We start from the raw sequence: 14,191 nt of genomic DNA on the forward strand, positions 1-14,191 counted from the left end.
CTCAGCCGTCCTTGAGGAACGCCTTCGACAGGCCCCCCTCGTGGTAGATGACGTTGTAGGTGCCCTGCTCGTAGCCCTGGAGGTTGTTGCCGACGCCGACGAAGATGGTCGGGTTCACGGTGTAGTACTGCGCCGCCTGGGCGTAGTTCTCCTCGAGGATCTCCGCGTAGAGCTCCTTGCGGGTCTCCTCGTCGTTCTCCGAGGCGGCCTGCTTGACCTTGTCGGTGAGCTCGTCGTCCTTGAGCAGTCCGGCCAGGCCGTTGTTGGCGTTGTCCTGGGCCAGGTAGGCGTAGGGACGGGTCGGGTCCGTGATCAGACCGATCCACAGGTAGATGACGTCGAAGTCGCCAGCGGAGGAGTCGGTGACGATGGTGGTGATGTCGACCTTGGTCAGCTTGGGCTCGAGCCCGATCTCCGTCCAGGCGGACGCCACGATCTGCGCCTCCTGCTCGGAACCGAGCGCGTCCCAGACCAGCACCTCGACCTCGGTGCCCTCGGCGCCGGCCTCCTGGATCAGCCGCTTGGCCTCGTCGAGGTCCGCGGTCACCGGGTAGTCGGACTCCACGAACCACGGGGACTCGGCGTCGAACGGCTGGTTGGTGGGTTCGGCGAAGCCTCCCCACCCGGCGGCGGCGATGTCCTCGCGGGACACGGCCAGCTGCATGGCCCGGCGGACGTCGACGTTGTCGAAGGGCGCCTTGGTGGTGTTGATGGCGAAGAAGTTGCCGCGGTTCTGGCTGTCGGTCTGCAGCTCGAAGGCCCCGCTGGCCGCCGACGCCTCCGCCTGGGCGGAGTCGAGCCCGAAGGCGAGGTCGAGCTCACCCGAGCTCAGCGCCTGCAGGCGGGCGTTGTCGTCGGGGAGGATGCGCAGCTCGACCTCCTCGATGTAGGCCGGCTCGCCCCAGTAGTCGGCGTAGCGGGCCAGGATCAGCCGGTTGTTGGGGGTGTAGGACTCCCAGGTGAAGGGCCCGCTACCGATGTGGGCGACCATCTCGTCACCGTCGAAGTTGTCGGGCGACTGGATGCCGGCCCGGCCCTGGATGCCCAGCACCGACAGGAACGCCGCGTTCGGCGCCGCCAGGTCGATCACCAGGGTCTTCTCGTCGGGGGTCTGCATCTCGTCGATCTGGGCGAAGAAGGCCTGCTGGCTCGCGCCGGACTCCGGCTTCGCGATGCGCTCGTAGTTCCAGACCACGTCCTCGGAGGTGACCGGGGAGCCGTCGTGGAACGTGGCGTCGTCGAGCTGGAAGGTGTAGGTGAGGCCGTCCTCGCTCACCTCCCACGACTCCGCGATCCCGGGGGCGGGGTTGGAGGCCTGGTCGACGCCCACCAGCGTCTCGTAGACCATGGCGCCCCAGGTCGACCCCGTCTCGCCGCGCACGGCGTGCGGGTCGAGTGCGTCGAGGTCCTCGGGGGCGCCCACGCGCAGGGTGCCGCCCACGGTCGGTTCGCCACCGTCTCCGGTCGTCTCGTCCGCCGATCCACCGCCACCGCATGCCGCCAGCGTCAGCGCGGCGATCACCGCGCCCGCCATCAGGCGAGTCCTTCGTGCCACTGCCATCTCCTTCGGTAGACCCGCCCGAGCAGGTGTGAGCCACGTCATACAGACAAGGCTCGACCCTATTAAACAAACGTGCGGTTGGCTAGTGCTCTGCACTGGCCCGCTGACAAAATGCTGGGAAGGGCCCGCGACGTGGCGCTGCCCGCCACCGGCACGGCGACGGGCAGCGTTCGTGCGGTCCCTCAGCGGCGCAGGTTCTCCACGATCATCGACATGCCCTGCCCGGCGCCGAGGCACATCGTGAGCAGGCCGTAGCGACCGCCGGTACGCCGCAGCTCGTTGGTCGCAGCCATCGTCATCCGGATCCCCGTCGCCCCCGGCGGGTGCCCGATCGAGATCGCGCCACCGTTGCGGTTGACCCGGGAGGGATCCAGGCCGAGCTCACGCACGGCGTTGAGCACGACGACGGCGAAGGCCTCGTTGATCTCCACGACGTCCATGTCGTCGGCGCCCAGGCCTGTGCGCTCGAACAGCGCCTCGGTGGCCGGCACGGGCCCGCGGCCCATGAGGCGGGGGTCGCACCCGACCACGGCCCAGTCGACGATCCGCGCCACGGGATCCAGGCCCAGCCGCTCGACGGCCTCACCCGAGACCACGCCGATGGCAGCGGCGCCGTCGTTGACGCCGGAGGAGTTACCGGCCGTCACGGTGCCCCCGTCACGGAAGGGGGAGTCCATCGAGGCCAGCTTGGCCGCGGTCGTCTGCGGCCGCGGGAACTCGTCCGCCTCCACCCCGACGAAGGCAATGATCTCCTCGCCGAGGTAGCCGGCCTCGAGAGCGCGGGCGGTGCGCTGCTGGCTGGCCAGCGCATACTCGTCCTGCTCGTCCTTGTCGATGCCTGCATGCGCAGCCAGCGCCTCGGCGGTCTGTCCCATCAGGGAACCGTCGAAAGGATCCTGGTAGGCCCAGTCGAGCATGTCCTCGACCTGGGGCACGCCGCGCTTGACACCCCACCGGGAGCGGATCACGTGGGGCGCGGCGGAGTAGACCTCGACCCCGGCCGCGACCGCCACCTCGGAGCGACCCAGGAGGATCTGGTCCGAGGCCGAGGCGATCGCCTGGAGTCCCGTACCACATGCCCGGATCACTCCCAAGGACGCCGCCGACTGGGGCAGACCCGCGTTGAGGGTGACCACCCGGCTGCCGAACGGGGCGTCGGCGGTGGTGTGCACGGTGTTGCCGAGGACCAGGTGGTCCACCTGGTCAGGAGCCAGGTCGGCGCGCTTGAGCGCCTCCTGCACCGCGGGGACCGCAAGGTCGCTCACGGCGACGTCCTTGAACCCACCCCCGAACTTGCCGAAGGCGGTCCTGGCTCCTCCGACGAGGTACGTCGATCGGGACATCACTGACCCTCCCCGCCCCGCAGGGCGAATGCTGGCGATCACCTGCGACGCGCTTCCATCACCTGTGACCTGTGTCTTATGGTGGGGCCCAGCATAGAACAACCATTCGTTTGCTAACACCCCTACACCGCTGCTGGAGCTCCCCCATGGTCATCTCACTCGCCCACCAGCTCGGCCACGCTGCTCGCGCACACGGCGCCGCGACCTGGCTCACCACCCCGCGGGAGGAGGTCAGCTGGGAGCAGGCGTGGGTGGGCGTGCGCCGCACGGCCACCGCCCTGCGCGAGGCAGGTGTGCAGCCCGGCGACCGGGTGGGCATCTTCTGCCGCAACGGGGTGGAGTTCGTCCAGACCTGGTTCGCGGCGCAGGCGGTCGGCGCCACCACGGTCCCGGTCAACACCGGCTTCCAGACGAACGAGGCGCGCTACGTGCTCGAGCACGCGAGGGTCCGGCTGCTCGTCGCGGACACCGACACGGTCGACGTCGTCCGCCGGGCCCGCGCGGACCTGCCCGGCCTGGACCTCGTCGTCGTGGTCGATGGCGACAGCGACGACCTCGGAGCCCACGAGGTCGGCTTCGCATCCTTCACCGACCTGACCCCGTTGGCCGAGGACGAGGTCCACGCGCCGACGGCCGCGGAGACCGCCTCGATCCTCTACACCTCCGGCACCTCGGGCCCCCCGAAGGGCTGCCTGCTCGGCCACGCCTTCTTCGACTTCGGCGCCCGCTCGGTGGCCAGCCAGCTCGAGCTGAGCGAGGCCGACGTGATGATGTGCGTGCTGCCGCTGTTCCACATGAACGCCCAGGCCTCGTCCGTGGCCACCTCGTTGCACGTCGGTGCTCGGTTGGTGCTTGAGGACCGCTTCTCGGCCCGCGGCTTCTGGCCCCGCGTCCGCGAGCAGGGCGTCACCGCGTTCAGCTACCTGGGCATCATCTCCGCCGCGCTGGCCAAGCTGCCTCCCAGCCCGCTGGACCGCGAGCACGAGCTGCGCGTCGCGATGGGTGCCGGGATGCCGGCCGATCTGCACGCCGGCTTCGAGGACCGGTTCGGCGTCAAGATGCTCGAGGTCTTCGGCATGACCGAGACGTGCATCGACCTGGCCACCCGCCTTGTCGACGACCGTCACGTCGGCCGTCGCTCGCTCGGCACGGTGGTGCCCGGCAAGGAGGCGCGGATCGTCGACGAGCAGGGGCAGCCGCTCGCCGACGGGCACCCGGGGCACCTCCAGGTGCGCGGCGAGGGGCTCTTCCAGGGGTACCTGGACGACCCGGAGACGACCGCCTCGTCCTTCGACGGCCCCTGGTTCCGGACCGGCGACCTGGCGGTGCGCGACACCGACGGCTGGTTCTACTACGTCGACCGTTCCAAGGACATCGTCCGCCGGGCCGGGGAGAACATCGGGTCGGTGGAGGTCGAGGCCGTGCTGTCGGCCCACCCCGCCGTGCAGTCGGCTGCGGTGATCGGTGTGGAGGATGACGTGGTGGGCCACGAGGTCAAGGCGCTGGTCGTGCTCCAGGACGACCACGCCGAGTCGCCCGAGCTGTTGGACGAGATCCTCCGGCACTGCGCCACCCACCTGGCCGCCTTCAAGGTGCCGCGCTACCTGCAGGTGCTGCCCGAGCTCCCCAGGACCGAGAGCCTCAAGATCCGCAAGGCCGACCTCCGCCGCACCCACGCCACGCCCGAGGGGAGCTACGAGCGGACCTGGCGCAGGCTGTCGCAGGCCTGACCGGCTCAGCGGCCGTGCAGGCCGAGCCCGAGCGCCAGGTCGGCCATCTCCCCGACCACCTCCGAGACCGACGGGTGCGGGAAGACCATGTCGGCCAGGTCCTGGACCACGGCGCCCATCTCGAGCGCGACGACCAGGCTGGGCACGACCTCCCCCGCTGCCGGGCCGGACAGCTCGAAGCCGAGCACCAGGCCGGTGACCGCGTCGTGCAGGAGCAGTCCGTCACCGTCGACGCCCAGGCCCAAGGCCCGACCATTGCCACGCAACGAGAAGCGGGTGGTGGCCACGTCGTGGCCCAGCGCCTGCGCCTCGTCCGGGGTCAGACCCGCGCGCGCCAGCTCGGGGGCCGAGTAGACGACGCTCGGCACGCAGACCGGGTCGAAGACCTCGTCCGCGCCGTGGGCGTTGTGGCCGGCGACCTTGCCCTGCGCCATCGCCCGGTGCGCCAGGGCGGGGCCCTGGGTCAGGTCACCGATCGCGAACACGTGCGGGGCCGAGGTGCGCAGCCGGTCGTCGACCAGCAGGTGGCCACCCGGCCCCCGGCGCAGGTCGAGCGGGCCGAGGTCGGGCAGGAGCGGCCTACGCCCGACGGCGACCACGACGTGGTCGGTCTCGATCCGCTCCACCTCGCCGGCCGCACTGCGCAGACCTACGGTGGTGCCGTCGTCGTCCTCGACGACGGTCGAGGTGCGGATCGACACCCCACGTTCCCGGAGAGCATCGAGGACCGGTCGCACCACGGTGGCGTCGAACCCGGCGAGCAGCCGGTCCTGCGCTTCCACCAACAGCACCTCGGCACCGGACGCGCCCAGGAAGGTGGCGAGCTCGACGCCGATCGCCCCGCCCCCGACCACGACGACGCGGTCCGGGGTGTGCCGCCAGTCCAGGACGTGGCGCGCGTGCACCACCCGGTCGTGGTCGAACGGAAGGGAGGCGAGCTCGACCGGGGCTGAACCGGTCGCGACCACCGCGTAGTCGAACTCCACCTCGGTGCCGCCGTCCGCACCCTCGACGGCCAGGGTGTGCTCGCCGGTGAAGCGTCCGAGACCGGTGATCACGCGGACCCGCCGGGCCCGCAGCAGGCCCGCGATCCCGCCGCGCAGCCGGCCCACCGTGTCGGTCTTGAACAGCTGGAGACCAGCGTGGTCGAGGGTGATCGGCGAGTTGCTGCGCGCCCACGGCGCGTGGACGACGCTCTCCACGGTCTCGGCGGCGTGCAGCAGGATCTTGCTGGGGATGCAGCCCTCGTTGAGGCAGACCCCGCCGAGATGGTCACGCTCGACCAGGGTCACCTCGGCGCCGAGGGTGGCCGCGCGGAGCGCGGCGACGTACCCGCCGGGTCCACCGCCGAGCACCAGCACCTCGGTCCGGACGCGTTCGGGAGCGGCGCTCATGCCAGTGCCCTCTCCGGCTCCTCGAGGAAGAGGGTCAGGTCGTTGATCATCGCGACGGCCTCCGCCCCGTCGATGAACCGGTGGTCGAAGCTGATCGACCCGGTCAGCACCGGACCTGCCTCGAGCCCGCCCTGGCCCACCCGGGGCGCGTCGGCGATCCGGGAGAGCCAGAGCGTGGCGACCTGGGGCGGGTTGATGATCGGGGTCGTCGAGACCATCCGGGACCGCTCCAGTGATCCCGTGCTCGAGACGGTGAAGGTGGCGCCGTCCATCTCCTGGGCGGTCAGCCTCTGGGCGTGCGCCCGCTCGGAGAGCTCGCGCACCTCGGCATGGACCCGGCGGGCGGACTTCTCCTGGACCGCCCGCACGGCGGGCACGGTGAGTCCGTGCTCGGTCGCGATGGCGACCGCCAGGTCGACGTGGCTGCCCACCAGCAGGGTCCGGCTCTCCTCGTCCACCCGGGCGTTGAAGCGCGGGTTGCGGACCAGGGCGGCCGACACCGCCTTGAGCATCAGCGCGAGCATGCCGACCTGCTCACCCTCGACCTCGCTGCGCAGGGCCGAGCGGAGCCGGAGCAGCCCGTCGCCGTGCACCGTGAACGTCGTCGTGGCCGTGGCGTAGGTGCGGGCCGAGTGCTCCAGCCGCTTGGCGGAGGTCAGCCGGACGCCGCTGAGCGGCAGCTCGGTCCACGACTGGCCCGGGACCGCCGGCGTCGGAGCCGGTGCCGGGGCCCGGTCCGGGGAGGTCGTGGCTCCGGGCTGCTCGAGGTCGGCGCGCAGGATCCGGCCACCGGGGCCGCTCCCCCGGACTCGGGTGAGGTCGATCCCCTGCTCGCGGGCCACCCGCCGTGTGGACGGCGCTGCCACGACCCGGCGGTCCCGGGTCCCGGGCTCGGCCGGCACCCCGGCCGGCTTCGCAGGGGGCTCGTGGGCCGGCTCGGTCTGCTGGGCCGGCTTGGCCGGGTCTGCCGGCTCGGTCTGCTGCTGCCCGGCCGTCTCGATCCGGGCGAGCGTGGCGCCGACCGGGATCACGTCGGTGACGCGCCAGGGGAGCTCACCGATCACGCCGTCACAGGGTGAGGGCAGCTCGACGTTGACCTTGTCGGTGCTCACCTCGGCGATCGGCTGACCCTCGGTGACCTGGTCACCGACCTCGACCAGCCAGGCCAGGAGCTCGGCCTCCGCGAGACCTTCTCCGACGTCGGGCAGCAGGAAGTCACGCATCAGAACTCGAACTCCGTCAGTCGCTTGATCCCGGCGGTGATCCGCAGGACGTCGGGGCGGTAGTACTCGTCCCCGGTGGAGAAGTTGTAGGGGACGTCGTGCCCGGTGACCCTCTCGATGGGTGCGTGCAGGTAGCCGAACGCCTTCTCCTGCACCAAGGTCGCCAGCTCGGCGCCGAACCCGCCGGTGCGCGCGGCCTCGTGCACGATGAGGACGCGACCGGTCCGCTGGACCGACGCCACGATCGCGTCCACGTCGAGCGGCACCAGGCTGCGCAGGTCGAGGACCTCGACGTCGATGCCGTCGGCGGCCAGCGCCTCGGCCGCCTCCACCGAGCGCAGGACCTGCGGCCCCCAGGTCAGCACGGTGACGTCGCGGCCTGCCCGGACGGTGCGCGAGGTTCCCGGCTCGAGCGCCTTGCCGTCCCGCTCCACCTCGCCGCGCAGCGACCGGTAGAGAGGAACCGGCTCGATGACCAGCACCGGGTCGGGGTCGGCGACGGCGGCGAGGAGGCTGCGGTAGCAGTCGTCGGGGGTGGTCGGGGTGAGGACCTTGATGCCGCCGCCGTGGGTGAAGTACGCCTCGGGGCTCTGGGAGTGCCAGAAGCCGCCCTTGATCCCGCCGTACGACGGAGCTCGCAGCACCATCGGACAGCTGTACTCGCCGCCGGTCATCCAGCGGTACTTCGAGGCGCAGAACATGATCTGCTCGAAGGCATCGTGGATGAAGCCGGAGAACTGCACCTCGACGATCGGCCTGAGGCCGTAGAGCGCCATGCCCACGGCGTGGGCGACTATCCCCTTCTCGTCCAGCGGTGTGTCGATCACCCGCTGGGGGCCGAACTGCTGCTGCAGCCCCTGGGTGGCCCGGAAGATCCCGCCGCTGACGCCGACGTCCTCTCCCAGCACCACCACGGAGCTGTCGGCCTCCAGGGAGTCGGCCATGGCCGCCGTGATGGCTTCCAGGACGGTGAGCTCGCTCAAGGCGTAGCCCCCTTCAAGTCGTCGGTCAGCTGGGCGAGCTGCTCGAGCAGCGCCCGGTCGGGAGTGGCCAGCACGTCGTGGAACTGGTCCTCGGGGTCCGGCTTCGGCAAGAGCTCCGCCGCGTGGATGGCCTCGCTGATCCTGGCGCGCTGGCCCGCCACCAGCGCGGTCTCCTGGTCGGCGTCCCACGCTCCGCGGCGCTCCAGGAACCGGCGCGCCCGGTGGAGCGGGTCCCACTCGGCCCAGGCAGCCGCCTCCTCGTCGGTGCGGTAGAGCTCGGGGTTGTCCGACGACGTGTGGAAGCCCTGGCGGTAGGTGACCGATTCCACCAGCGTCGGGCCGTCGCTCAGCGAGCGCTTCCGCAGCCGTGAGGTCGTCTCCCACAGCGCGAGGAAGTCGTTGCCGTCGACCCGGACGCCCGGGAGGCCGTAGCCCGCGGCCTTCTCTGCGAAGGTGTGGGTCGCGGTCTGCACCGAGTTGGGCGTGGAGACGGCCCAGCCGTTGTTCTGGCAGAAGAAGAGGATCGGCGGCCGGTGGACGCCCGCGAAGTTGAGCGCGCTGTGGAACTCCCCGCGAGAGGTCGCGCCGTCCCCGAAGTAGACGATGAAGGCCCGGTCGTCGCCCTTGAGCTTCGACGCCCAGGCCGCCCCGGCGGCGTGCGGGATGTAGGCCCCGACCTGCGTCGTGCAGGGCACGACGTTGCGGCTGCGGTCGCCGAAGAGGAGCGGCAGCCGACGGCCGCGGAGCGGCTCGGCCGCGCGTCCGAAGATCTGCGCGAAGAGCTGCTCCAGGGGCGCGCCGCGCCACAGCATGACCCCGGCCTCGCGGGAGGCGATGAAGATCCAGTCCTCCGGGTCGAAGGCAGCGCTGGAGGCGACGTGCGAGGCCTCCTGCCCCCGCATCGGGATCCAGAACTCCACGCGTCCCGAGCGCTGCAGCTCCCAGCCCCGCTCGTCGAGCAGGCGGGTGGTCACCATCGTCTCGTAGATGCGTCGCGCCACCGCGGGGTCGATGGTCGGCTCCTCACCGATCACCTCCCCGTCCTTGGTGAGGCGCTGGATGATGCCGTTCTCCTCGGCGTGGGCCAGGGGGGGCTCCACCAGCGTGCGGGGGGCGCCCGCGAACTTATGCCCAGTGGTCGGGGTGCTCATCGGGTGGATCCCTCCGGTTGCTCGGACCCACGTCGGGTCACTCGTCGTGCGGCGCGCCGCCAGATGCCGGCCAGCCCCTCGGGCTCGAAGAGCAGGAACAGCACCAGTGCGGTCCCGTAGAGCAGCACCGCCACGTGGTCGGCGCGGTTGTCGGTGGCCAGGAAGGTGGAGTACTCGGCCAGGTAGCTGAGAACCTGCGGCAGCGCCGTGATCAGGACGGCACCGAGGACGGAGCCGAGGACGCTGCCGAAGCCGCCGATGATGATCATCGCCAGGTAGGTGATGGAGAGCTCGAGGGAGAAGGACTCGGGCACCAGGTAACCCAGGTAGCTGCCGTAGAGCAGACCGGTGGCCCCTGCCATGCCGGACGAGACGGTGAAGGCAGCGAGCTTGTAGCGGGTGACGTCCACGCCGGCGACCGAGGCCGCGACCTGCCGGTCGCGGACCGCCATCATGGCGCGCCCCGGGCGGCTGCGGGACAGGTTGTAGATGGCGAACCCGATCAGGGCGGCGAGCGCGAGCGCTGCGAAGTAGTAGCGCACGTCGCGAGTCATCGGCAGGCCGAGCGCGTAGGCGGAAGTCCCCAGGTCGAAGCCGAAGACGTCGAGGTCGGTGGTCGGCGTGCCGCTCACGCCGCCGGTGACCCCGTCGAAGGCGACCACGATCCACTGCCCGACGTAGACCAGACCCAGGGTCGTGATGGCCAGGTAGAGCTCACGCAGACGCAGCGCCACCGGGCCGACCAGCAGTCCGACCAGCGCAGGGAGGCCCACTGCTGCGAGCACGATGACCGGGAACGACCAGCCGTGCTGACCGCCGTAGGCACCGACGTAGGCACCGACGCCGAGGAAGAACGCGTGGCCCACCGAGACCTGGCCGGCGTAGCCGACCAAGAGGTTGAGCGAGAGCGCACCGCTCGCGGCGATCGCACAGAAGACCGCGACCGTGAGCCAGAACGAGGATGCGATGAAGGGGAAGGCGAGGAGGAGGACGACCAGGAGGGCCGGTCCCAGGAGGCGTGCCGGTCGTAGGTGCTGACCGGCCCCTGCCCGGGTCCGGGCCTCGGGGACGTCGAGCATGCTGCTCACGACGCCACCCCCAGGTAGCTCTCCTGGATGACGGGGTCGTCGGCGAGCTCCGCACTGGCGCCGGAGCGCACCACCTTGCCGGCCTGGAGGACCACTGCGTGCGACGAGGCCTGCAGGGCCCGCTCGGCGTTCTGCTCCACCAGGAGCACCCCGATCCCGTCCTGCGCCAGGGATGCGATGGTCTCGAAGACCGAGTCCACGACCAGCGGGGCCAGACCCAGGGACGGCTCGTCGAGGAGGAGCACCTTCGGGCGGGCCATCAGGGCGCGCCCGATCGCGAGCATCTGCTGCTCACCCCCGGAGAGGTAGCCGGCCTGGATCTTGGGTCGCTGGAGCGCCGGGAACCTCTCGAGCAGCTGCTCGATGTCCTGGCCGATCTCCTTGTCACGTCGTGTGGACGCCCCGATCCGCAGGTTCTGCTCGATGCTCAGGTCGGCGAAGAGCCGACGCCCCTCGGGCACGATGGCCAACCCCGCCTTGATCCGGCGCTGGGCGGACGCCCGGGTGACCTCGCGACCGAGCACGGTGACCGAGCCGGAGGTCATCTCCCCCCGGTGCACGGGCATCAGGCCCAGGACGCAGCGCAGGAAGGTGGTCTTGCCGGCGCCGTTGGCGCCGAGCAGGGCCGTCACCCTCCCGGGTTCCACCGTCAGGTCGATGCCGTGCAGGACGTCGGCGTTCTGGTAGCGCGCACAGGCCCCGCGCACGTCGAGCGCAGCGGTGCCTTCCGGTGCGGGGGTCTTCATACCCGCGCTACCTCCTTGCGGCCGAACAGGCCGTAGGGCCGCACCATCAGGACGATGATCATGATGATGTACCCGCTCACCGCGCTGAAGTTGGCACCGAAGATCGCGCTCTCGGACAGGTAGCCGGCGACCATCACCTCCACGATGCCGATGGCCATGCCGCCGACCACGGCTCCGACCACCGAGTCCAGCCCGCCCAGGATGGCGGCCGGGAAGGCCCGCATGCCGAGCATCACCAGCTCCGGTCCGAGGGTCCTCGGGAAGAGGGAGGCCGCGACTCCGGCGACCACGGCGAGCACTCCGGCGATGGCCCAGGCGACCGCGAAGGTGCGTTGGATCGGGACGCCGCTCATCAGGGCGGCCTCCTGGTCGCTGGCGGTGCCCAGCATCTGCACGCCCAGGCTGCTCCACCTGAAGAAGGCGAAGACCGCGGCCATGCAGACGGCCGCCGCCCCGAGGATCCACAGTGAGGCGACGGGTGTCGTCACGCCACCGGCCAGCGTCACCGTGTCGGCACCCCAGGGGTCGCCGATCGGACGCTCCTTGCCCTTCCAGATCAGGTTCATCCCAGCGCGCAGCAGGATCTCGAAGCCGAAGGTGATCATGATGGCCGCGAAGAGCGGGCGGCCCAGCATGCGACGGGCGAAGATCCGCTGCATCAGCACGTTCAGGGCGGCGCAGATCGCTGCGGCCCCGACGAGCGCCACCCCCCAGGGCTGCTCCCAGCGCACCGCGAACGTGTACACGAGGTAGGCACCCAGCGGGAGCATCGCCCCGTGGGCGAAGTGGACGATCTTGGTGGCCTTGTAGATGATGGCGAAACCCATCGCGATGAGACCGTAGATGGAGCCGAGCACCATCCCGGCCAACAACAGCTGCGCTAGCTTCATGCTGCGTGCTCTCCCAGGTAGGCCCGGCGCACGGCCGGGTCGTTGATGACGGTCTGTGGGACGTCGTCGGCGATGAGACGTCCGAAGTCGAGGACAGCCACGCGCTCGGCCAGCGACATCACGAACCGCATGTCGTGCTCGACGACCACGATCGAGATGCCGAGGTCCTGGTGCATGCTGCGCACCAGGTCGGCCATCTCCACCGACTCCGATTCGTTCATGCCCGCGACGGGTTCGTCCAGCAGCATCAGGGTCGGCTCCATGGCCAGCGCCCGGGCGTACTCCACCCGCTTCTTCACCCCGTAGGAGAGGTTCTCCACGGTGGTCTCGGCGATGTCGGCGAGACCGCAGTACTCCAGGTAGTGCAGCACCTTCTCGCGCTGCTCACGCTCCTCCCGGGCCGCGCGGCCGTACCAGGCCATGCCGGCGAGCACACCGGTCCGCATGGCCAGGTGCCGCCCGAGGAGGACGTTCTGACGCACGGAGAGCTTGTCGAAGAGCTCGACGTTCTGGAAGACCCGGGCGATGCCGAGTCCTGCGATCCTGTGGGGCTGCATCCCGTTGAGCACCGTGTCGCCGTAGGAGATGGTGCCGGCGCTGGGACGGTAGACCCCGCTGAGGCAGTTGAGCAGCGAGCTCTTCCCGGCACCGTTGGGACCGATCAGAGCGCGGAGCTCGCCAGGTTCCACGGTGAAGCCGACGTCGTCCAGGGCCCTCAGGCCCGCGAACTGCAACCCCAGCCCGGTGATGTGCAGCCGCCGGGCGTTCGGGGTCTCGCTCACGGGGCGTCGACCTCGTCGGCGGCCTCAGCCACGAAGAGGTCCTTGACGAGCTCGAGGCCGTTGTCGGTCACCTTGTAGATGCGGGTCTCCTTGGTGGTGCCGTAGACGCCGTCCTCGCGGGTGAAGTCGACCGAGGGCGCGATGCCGCCGAAGTCGAGGGTCGCGGTCGAGAGTGCGTCCTTGATGCCCTCGCGGGTCAGGTCGCCCTCCTCGGCAGCCATGGCGATCAGGTCGGTGAGCCCCTTGGCCATCACCCAGCCGACCTGGATCTGCACGTCGGGCTCCTCGTCGGGACCGAAGGCCTCCACGAGCTCCTGCTGCCCCTGCTCATCGCTGTTCCAGGCCGCCCAGGGCGAGGTCACGTAGGCGACCTCCTTGAGCACGGATCCGGTCTTGGTCGCCAGCACCGTGGGGCTGTAGCCGACCGAGCTGATCATGGTCGGGACCCGGAGGCCCTGGCTGTAGCCGGTGCCGATGAACGAGGCGGCCTGGGCGGGCGCGGTCCCGACGAGCATGAAGTCCGGGTCACCACCGGAGAGCGTCTGGACGGCGCCGGTGTAGTCGGTCTCGGTGCTCGGCTTCGCGATGCTGGAACCCGCCTCCACGCCGTAGACCTCGGCACCGATCTCGACCGCGCGGCTGTAGTCCTCGTTGATGCCCGACTCGAGGTTGAAGTTGGAGAGCGTCTTGCCGGCGGCGTCGAGGTCACTCACCATGTAGTCGATGCCGCCGAGGGCCTCGTAGATGTACGGCGTGCTGATCGGGGGGTGCTCGGACTCCAGGTAGCTCTGGCTGTAGGTGCCGGGCCAGGAGAACACGTTGTCCTTGTCCATCTCAGGGACCACAGCCGCGGTGATGCCCTCGCCGACGGTGGTGACGATGCCGAGCACGTCGTCCTCGATCTTGCGGTACTCCTGAACGGCGCGCTGGGGGTTGAACTGGGTGTCCTTGACGACCAGCTCGACCTGACGGCCATCGATGCCGCCGTTCTCGTTGAGGTGGTCCACGTAGGCCTGCGCACCTCGGGCCAGCGGCTCACCGATCGCGGCCACCGGGCCGGTGAGGTCCGGCAGGATGCCGATGGTGATGGTGTCGTCGGTGACACCAGGCACCTCGCCGTTGCTGCCGGTCTCGATCGCAGCGCCGCCGCACGCGGTCACGAGGGAGGCAGCGGCACCTGCGGCGATGAGGACGCCTGTCTTGCGGAACGTGGTCATGGATGTCTCTTCCCTCGTGTGGCGCGGGTTACATTGTCGCCGAACGTAACAGACCGTCCGTTTGCCTACAAGAGGTGGACCGA

12 protein-coding genes are annotated in these 14,191 nt (G+C 70.4%); 1 reads left to right on the plus strand and 11 read right to left on the minus strand.

Features of this window, described 5'->3' with window-relative positions; genetic code table 11:
* Position 1: 1 nt before the first annotated feature.
* Positions 2 to 1,555, minus strand: a complete 1,554-nt coding sequence (locus tag I601_RS05860; protein WP_157519921.1) for an ABC transporter substrate-binding protein — start codon at positions 1,553 to 1,555, stop codon at positions 2 to 4.
* Between the two features lie 188 nt (positions 1,556 to 1,743).
* On the minus strand, positions 1,744 to 2,904 hold the full coding sequence (locus I601_RS05865; protein WP_068107351.1) for a thiolase family protein: 1,161 nt from the start codon (positions 2,902 to 2,904) through the stop codon (positions 1,744 to 1,746).
* Positions 2,905 to 3,050: 146 nt separating this feature from the next.
* Here I601_RS05865 and I601_RS05870 point away from each other — a divergent pair, with 146 nt between their 5' ends.
* Positions 3,051 to 4,634, plus strand: coding sequence for an AMP-binding protein (locus tag I601_RS05870; protein WP_068107353.1), 1,584 nt, complete (start codon positions 3,051 to 3,053; stop codon positions 4,632 to 4,634).
* Positions 4,635 to 4,639: 5 nt separating this feature from the next.
* On the opposite strand, the gene I601_RS05875 is transcribed toward I601_RS05870, so the two are convergent.
* From I601_RS05875 to I601_RS05915, 9 genes are read right to left on the minus strand one after another with little or no spacing between them, the layout of a single operon-like run.
* The gene (locus I601_RS05875) at positions 4,640 to 6,028 is read right to left on the minus strand and encodes a dihydrolipoyl dehydrogenase family protein (protein ID WP_068107355.1); all 1,389 of its coding nucleotides are present in this window, start codon (positions 6,026 to 6,028) and stop codon (positions 4,640 to 4,642) included.
* Entirely contained in the window at positions 6,025 to 7,251 is a 1,227-nt protein-coding gene (locus tag I601_RS05880; protein ID WP_068107357.1) for a dihydrolipoamide acetyltransferase family protein, read from the minus strand. Before I601_RS05880 ends, I601_RS05875 begins: the two co-directional genes overlap by 4 nt.
* The gene (locus tag I601_RS05885) at positions 7,251 to 8,234 is read right to left on the minus strand and encodes an alpha-ketoacid dehydrogenase subunit beta (protein WP_068107359.1); all 984 of its coding nucleotides are present in this window, start codon (positions 8,232 to 8,234) and stop codon (positions 7,251 to 7,253) included. The genes I601_RS05880 and I601_RS05885 overlap by 1 nt, the downstream gene beginning before the upstream one ends.
* Positions 8,231 to 9,385: a thiamine pyrophosphate-dependent dehydrogenase E1 component subunit alpha gene (locus I601_RS05890; RefSeq protein WP_068107360.1), complete on the minus strand. Its 1,155-nt coding sequence runs from the start codon at positions 9,383 to 9,385 to the stop codon at positions 8,231 to 8,233. The genes I601_RS05885 and I601_RS05890 overlap by 4 nt, the downstream gene beginning before the upstream one ends.
* Positions 9,382 to 10,464: a branched-chain amino acid ABC transporter permease gene (locus tag I601_RS05895; protein WP_068114447.1), complete on the minus strand. Its 1,083-nt coding sequence runs from the start codon at positions 10,462 to 10,464 to the stop codon at positions 9,382 to 9,384. Before I601_RS05895 ends, I601_RS05890 begins: the two co-directional genes overlap by 4 nt.
* Before the next feature lie 5 nt (positions 10,465 to 10,469).
* Entirely contained in the window at positions 10,470 to 11,219 is a 750-nt protein-coding gene (locus tag I601_RS05900; protein ID WP_084527226.1) for an ABC transporter ATP-binding protein, read from the minus strand.
* Positions 11,216 to 12,109, minus strand: a complete 894-nt coding sequence (locus I601_RS05905; protein WP_068107363.1) for a branched-chain amino acid ABC transporter permease — start codon at positions 12,107 to 12,109, stop codon at positions 11,216 to 11,218. Before I601_RS05905 ends, I601_RS05900 begins: the two co-directional genes overlap by 4 nt.
* Positions 12,106 to 12,891: an ABC transporter ATP-binding protein gene (locus I601_RS05910; protein WP_179948557.1), complete on the minus strand. Its 786-nt coding sequence runs from the start codon at positions 12,889 to 12,891 to the stop codon at positions 12,106 to 12,108. The genes I601_RS05905 and I601_RS05910 overlap by 4 nt, the downstream gene beginning before the upstream one ends.
* Positions 12,888 to 14,108 carry an ABC transporter substrate-binding protein gene (locus tag I601_RS05915; RefSeq protein WP_068107366.1) on the minus strand — a complete coding sequence of 407 codons (1,221 nt, stop codon included), beginning with the start codon at positions 14,106 to 14,108 and terminating at the stop codon, positions 12,888 to 12,890. The genes I601_RS05910 and I601_RS05915 overlap by 4 nt, the downstream gene beginning before the upstream one ends.
* Positions 14,109 to 14,191 lie beyond the last annotated feature (83 nt).

The organism is Nocardioides dokdonensis FR1436, from assembly GCF_001653335.1.
Lineage (GTDB): Bacteria > Actinomycetota > Actinomycetes > Propionibacteriales > Nocardioidaceae > Nocardioides > Nocardioides dokdonensis.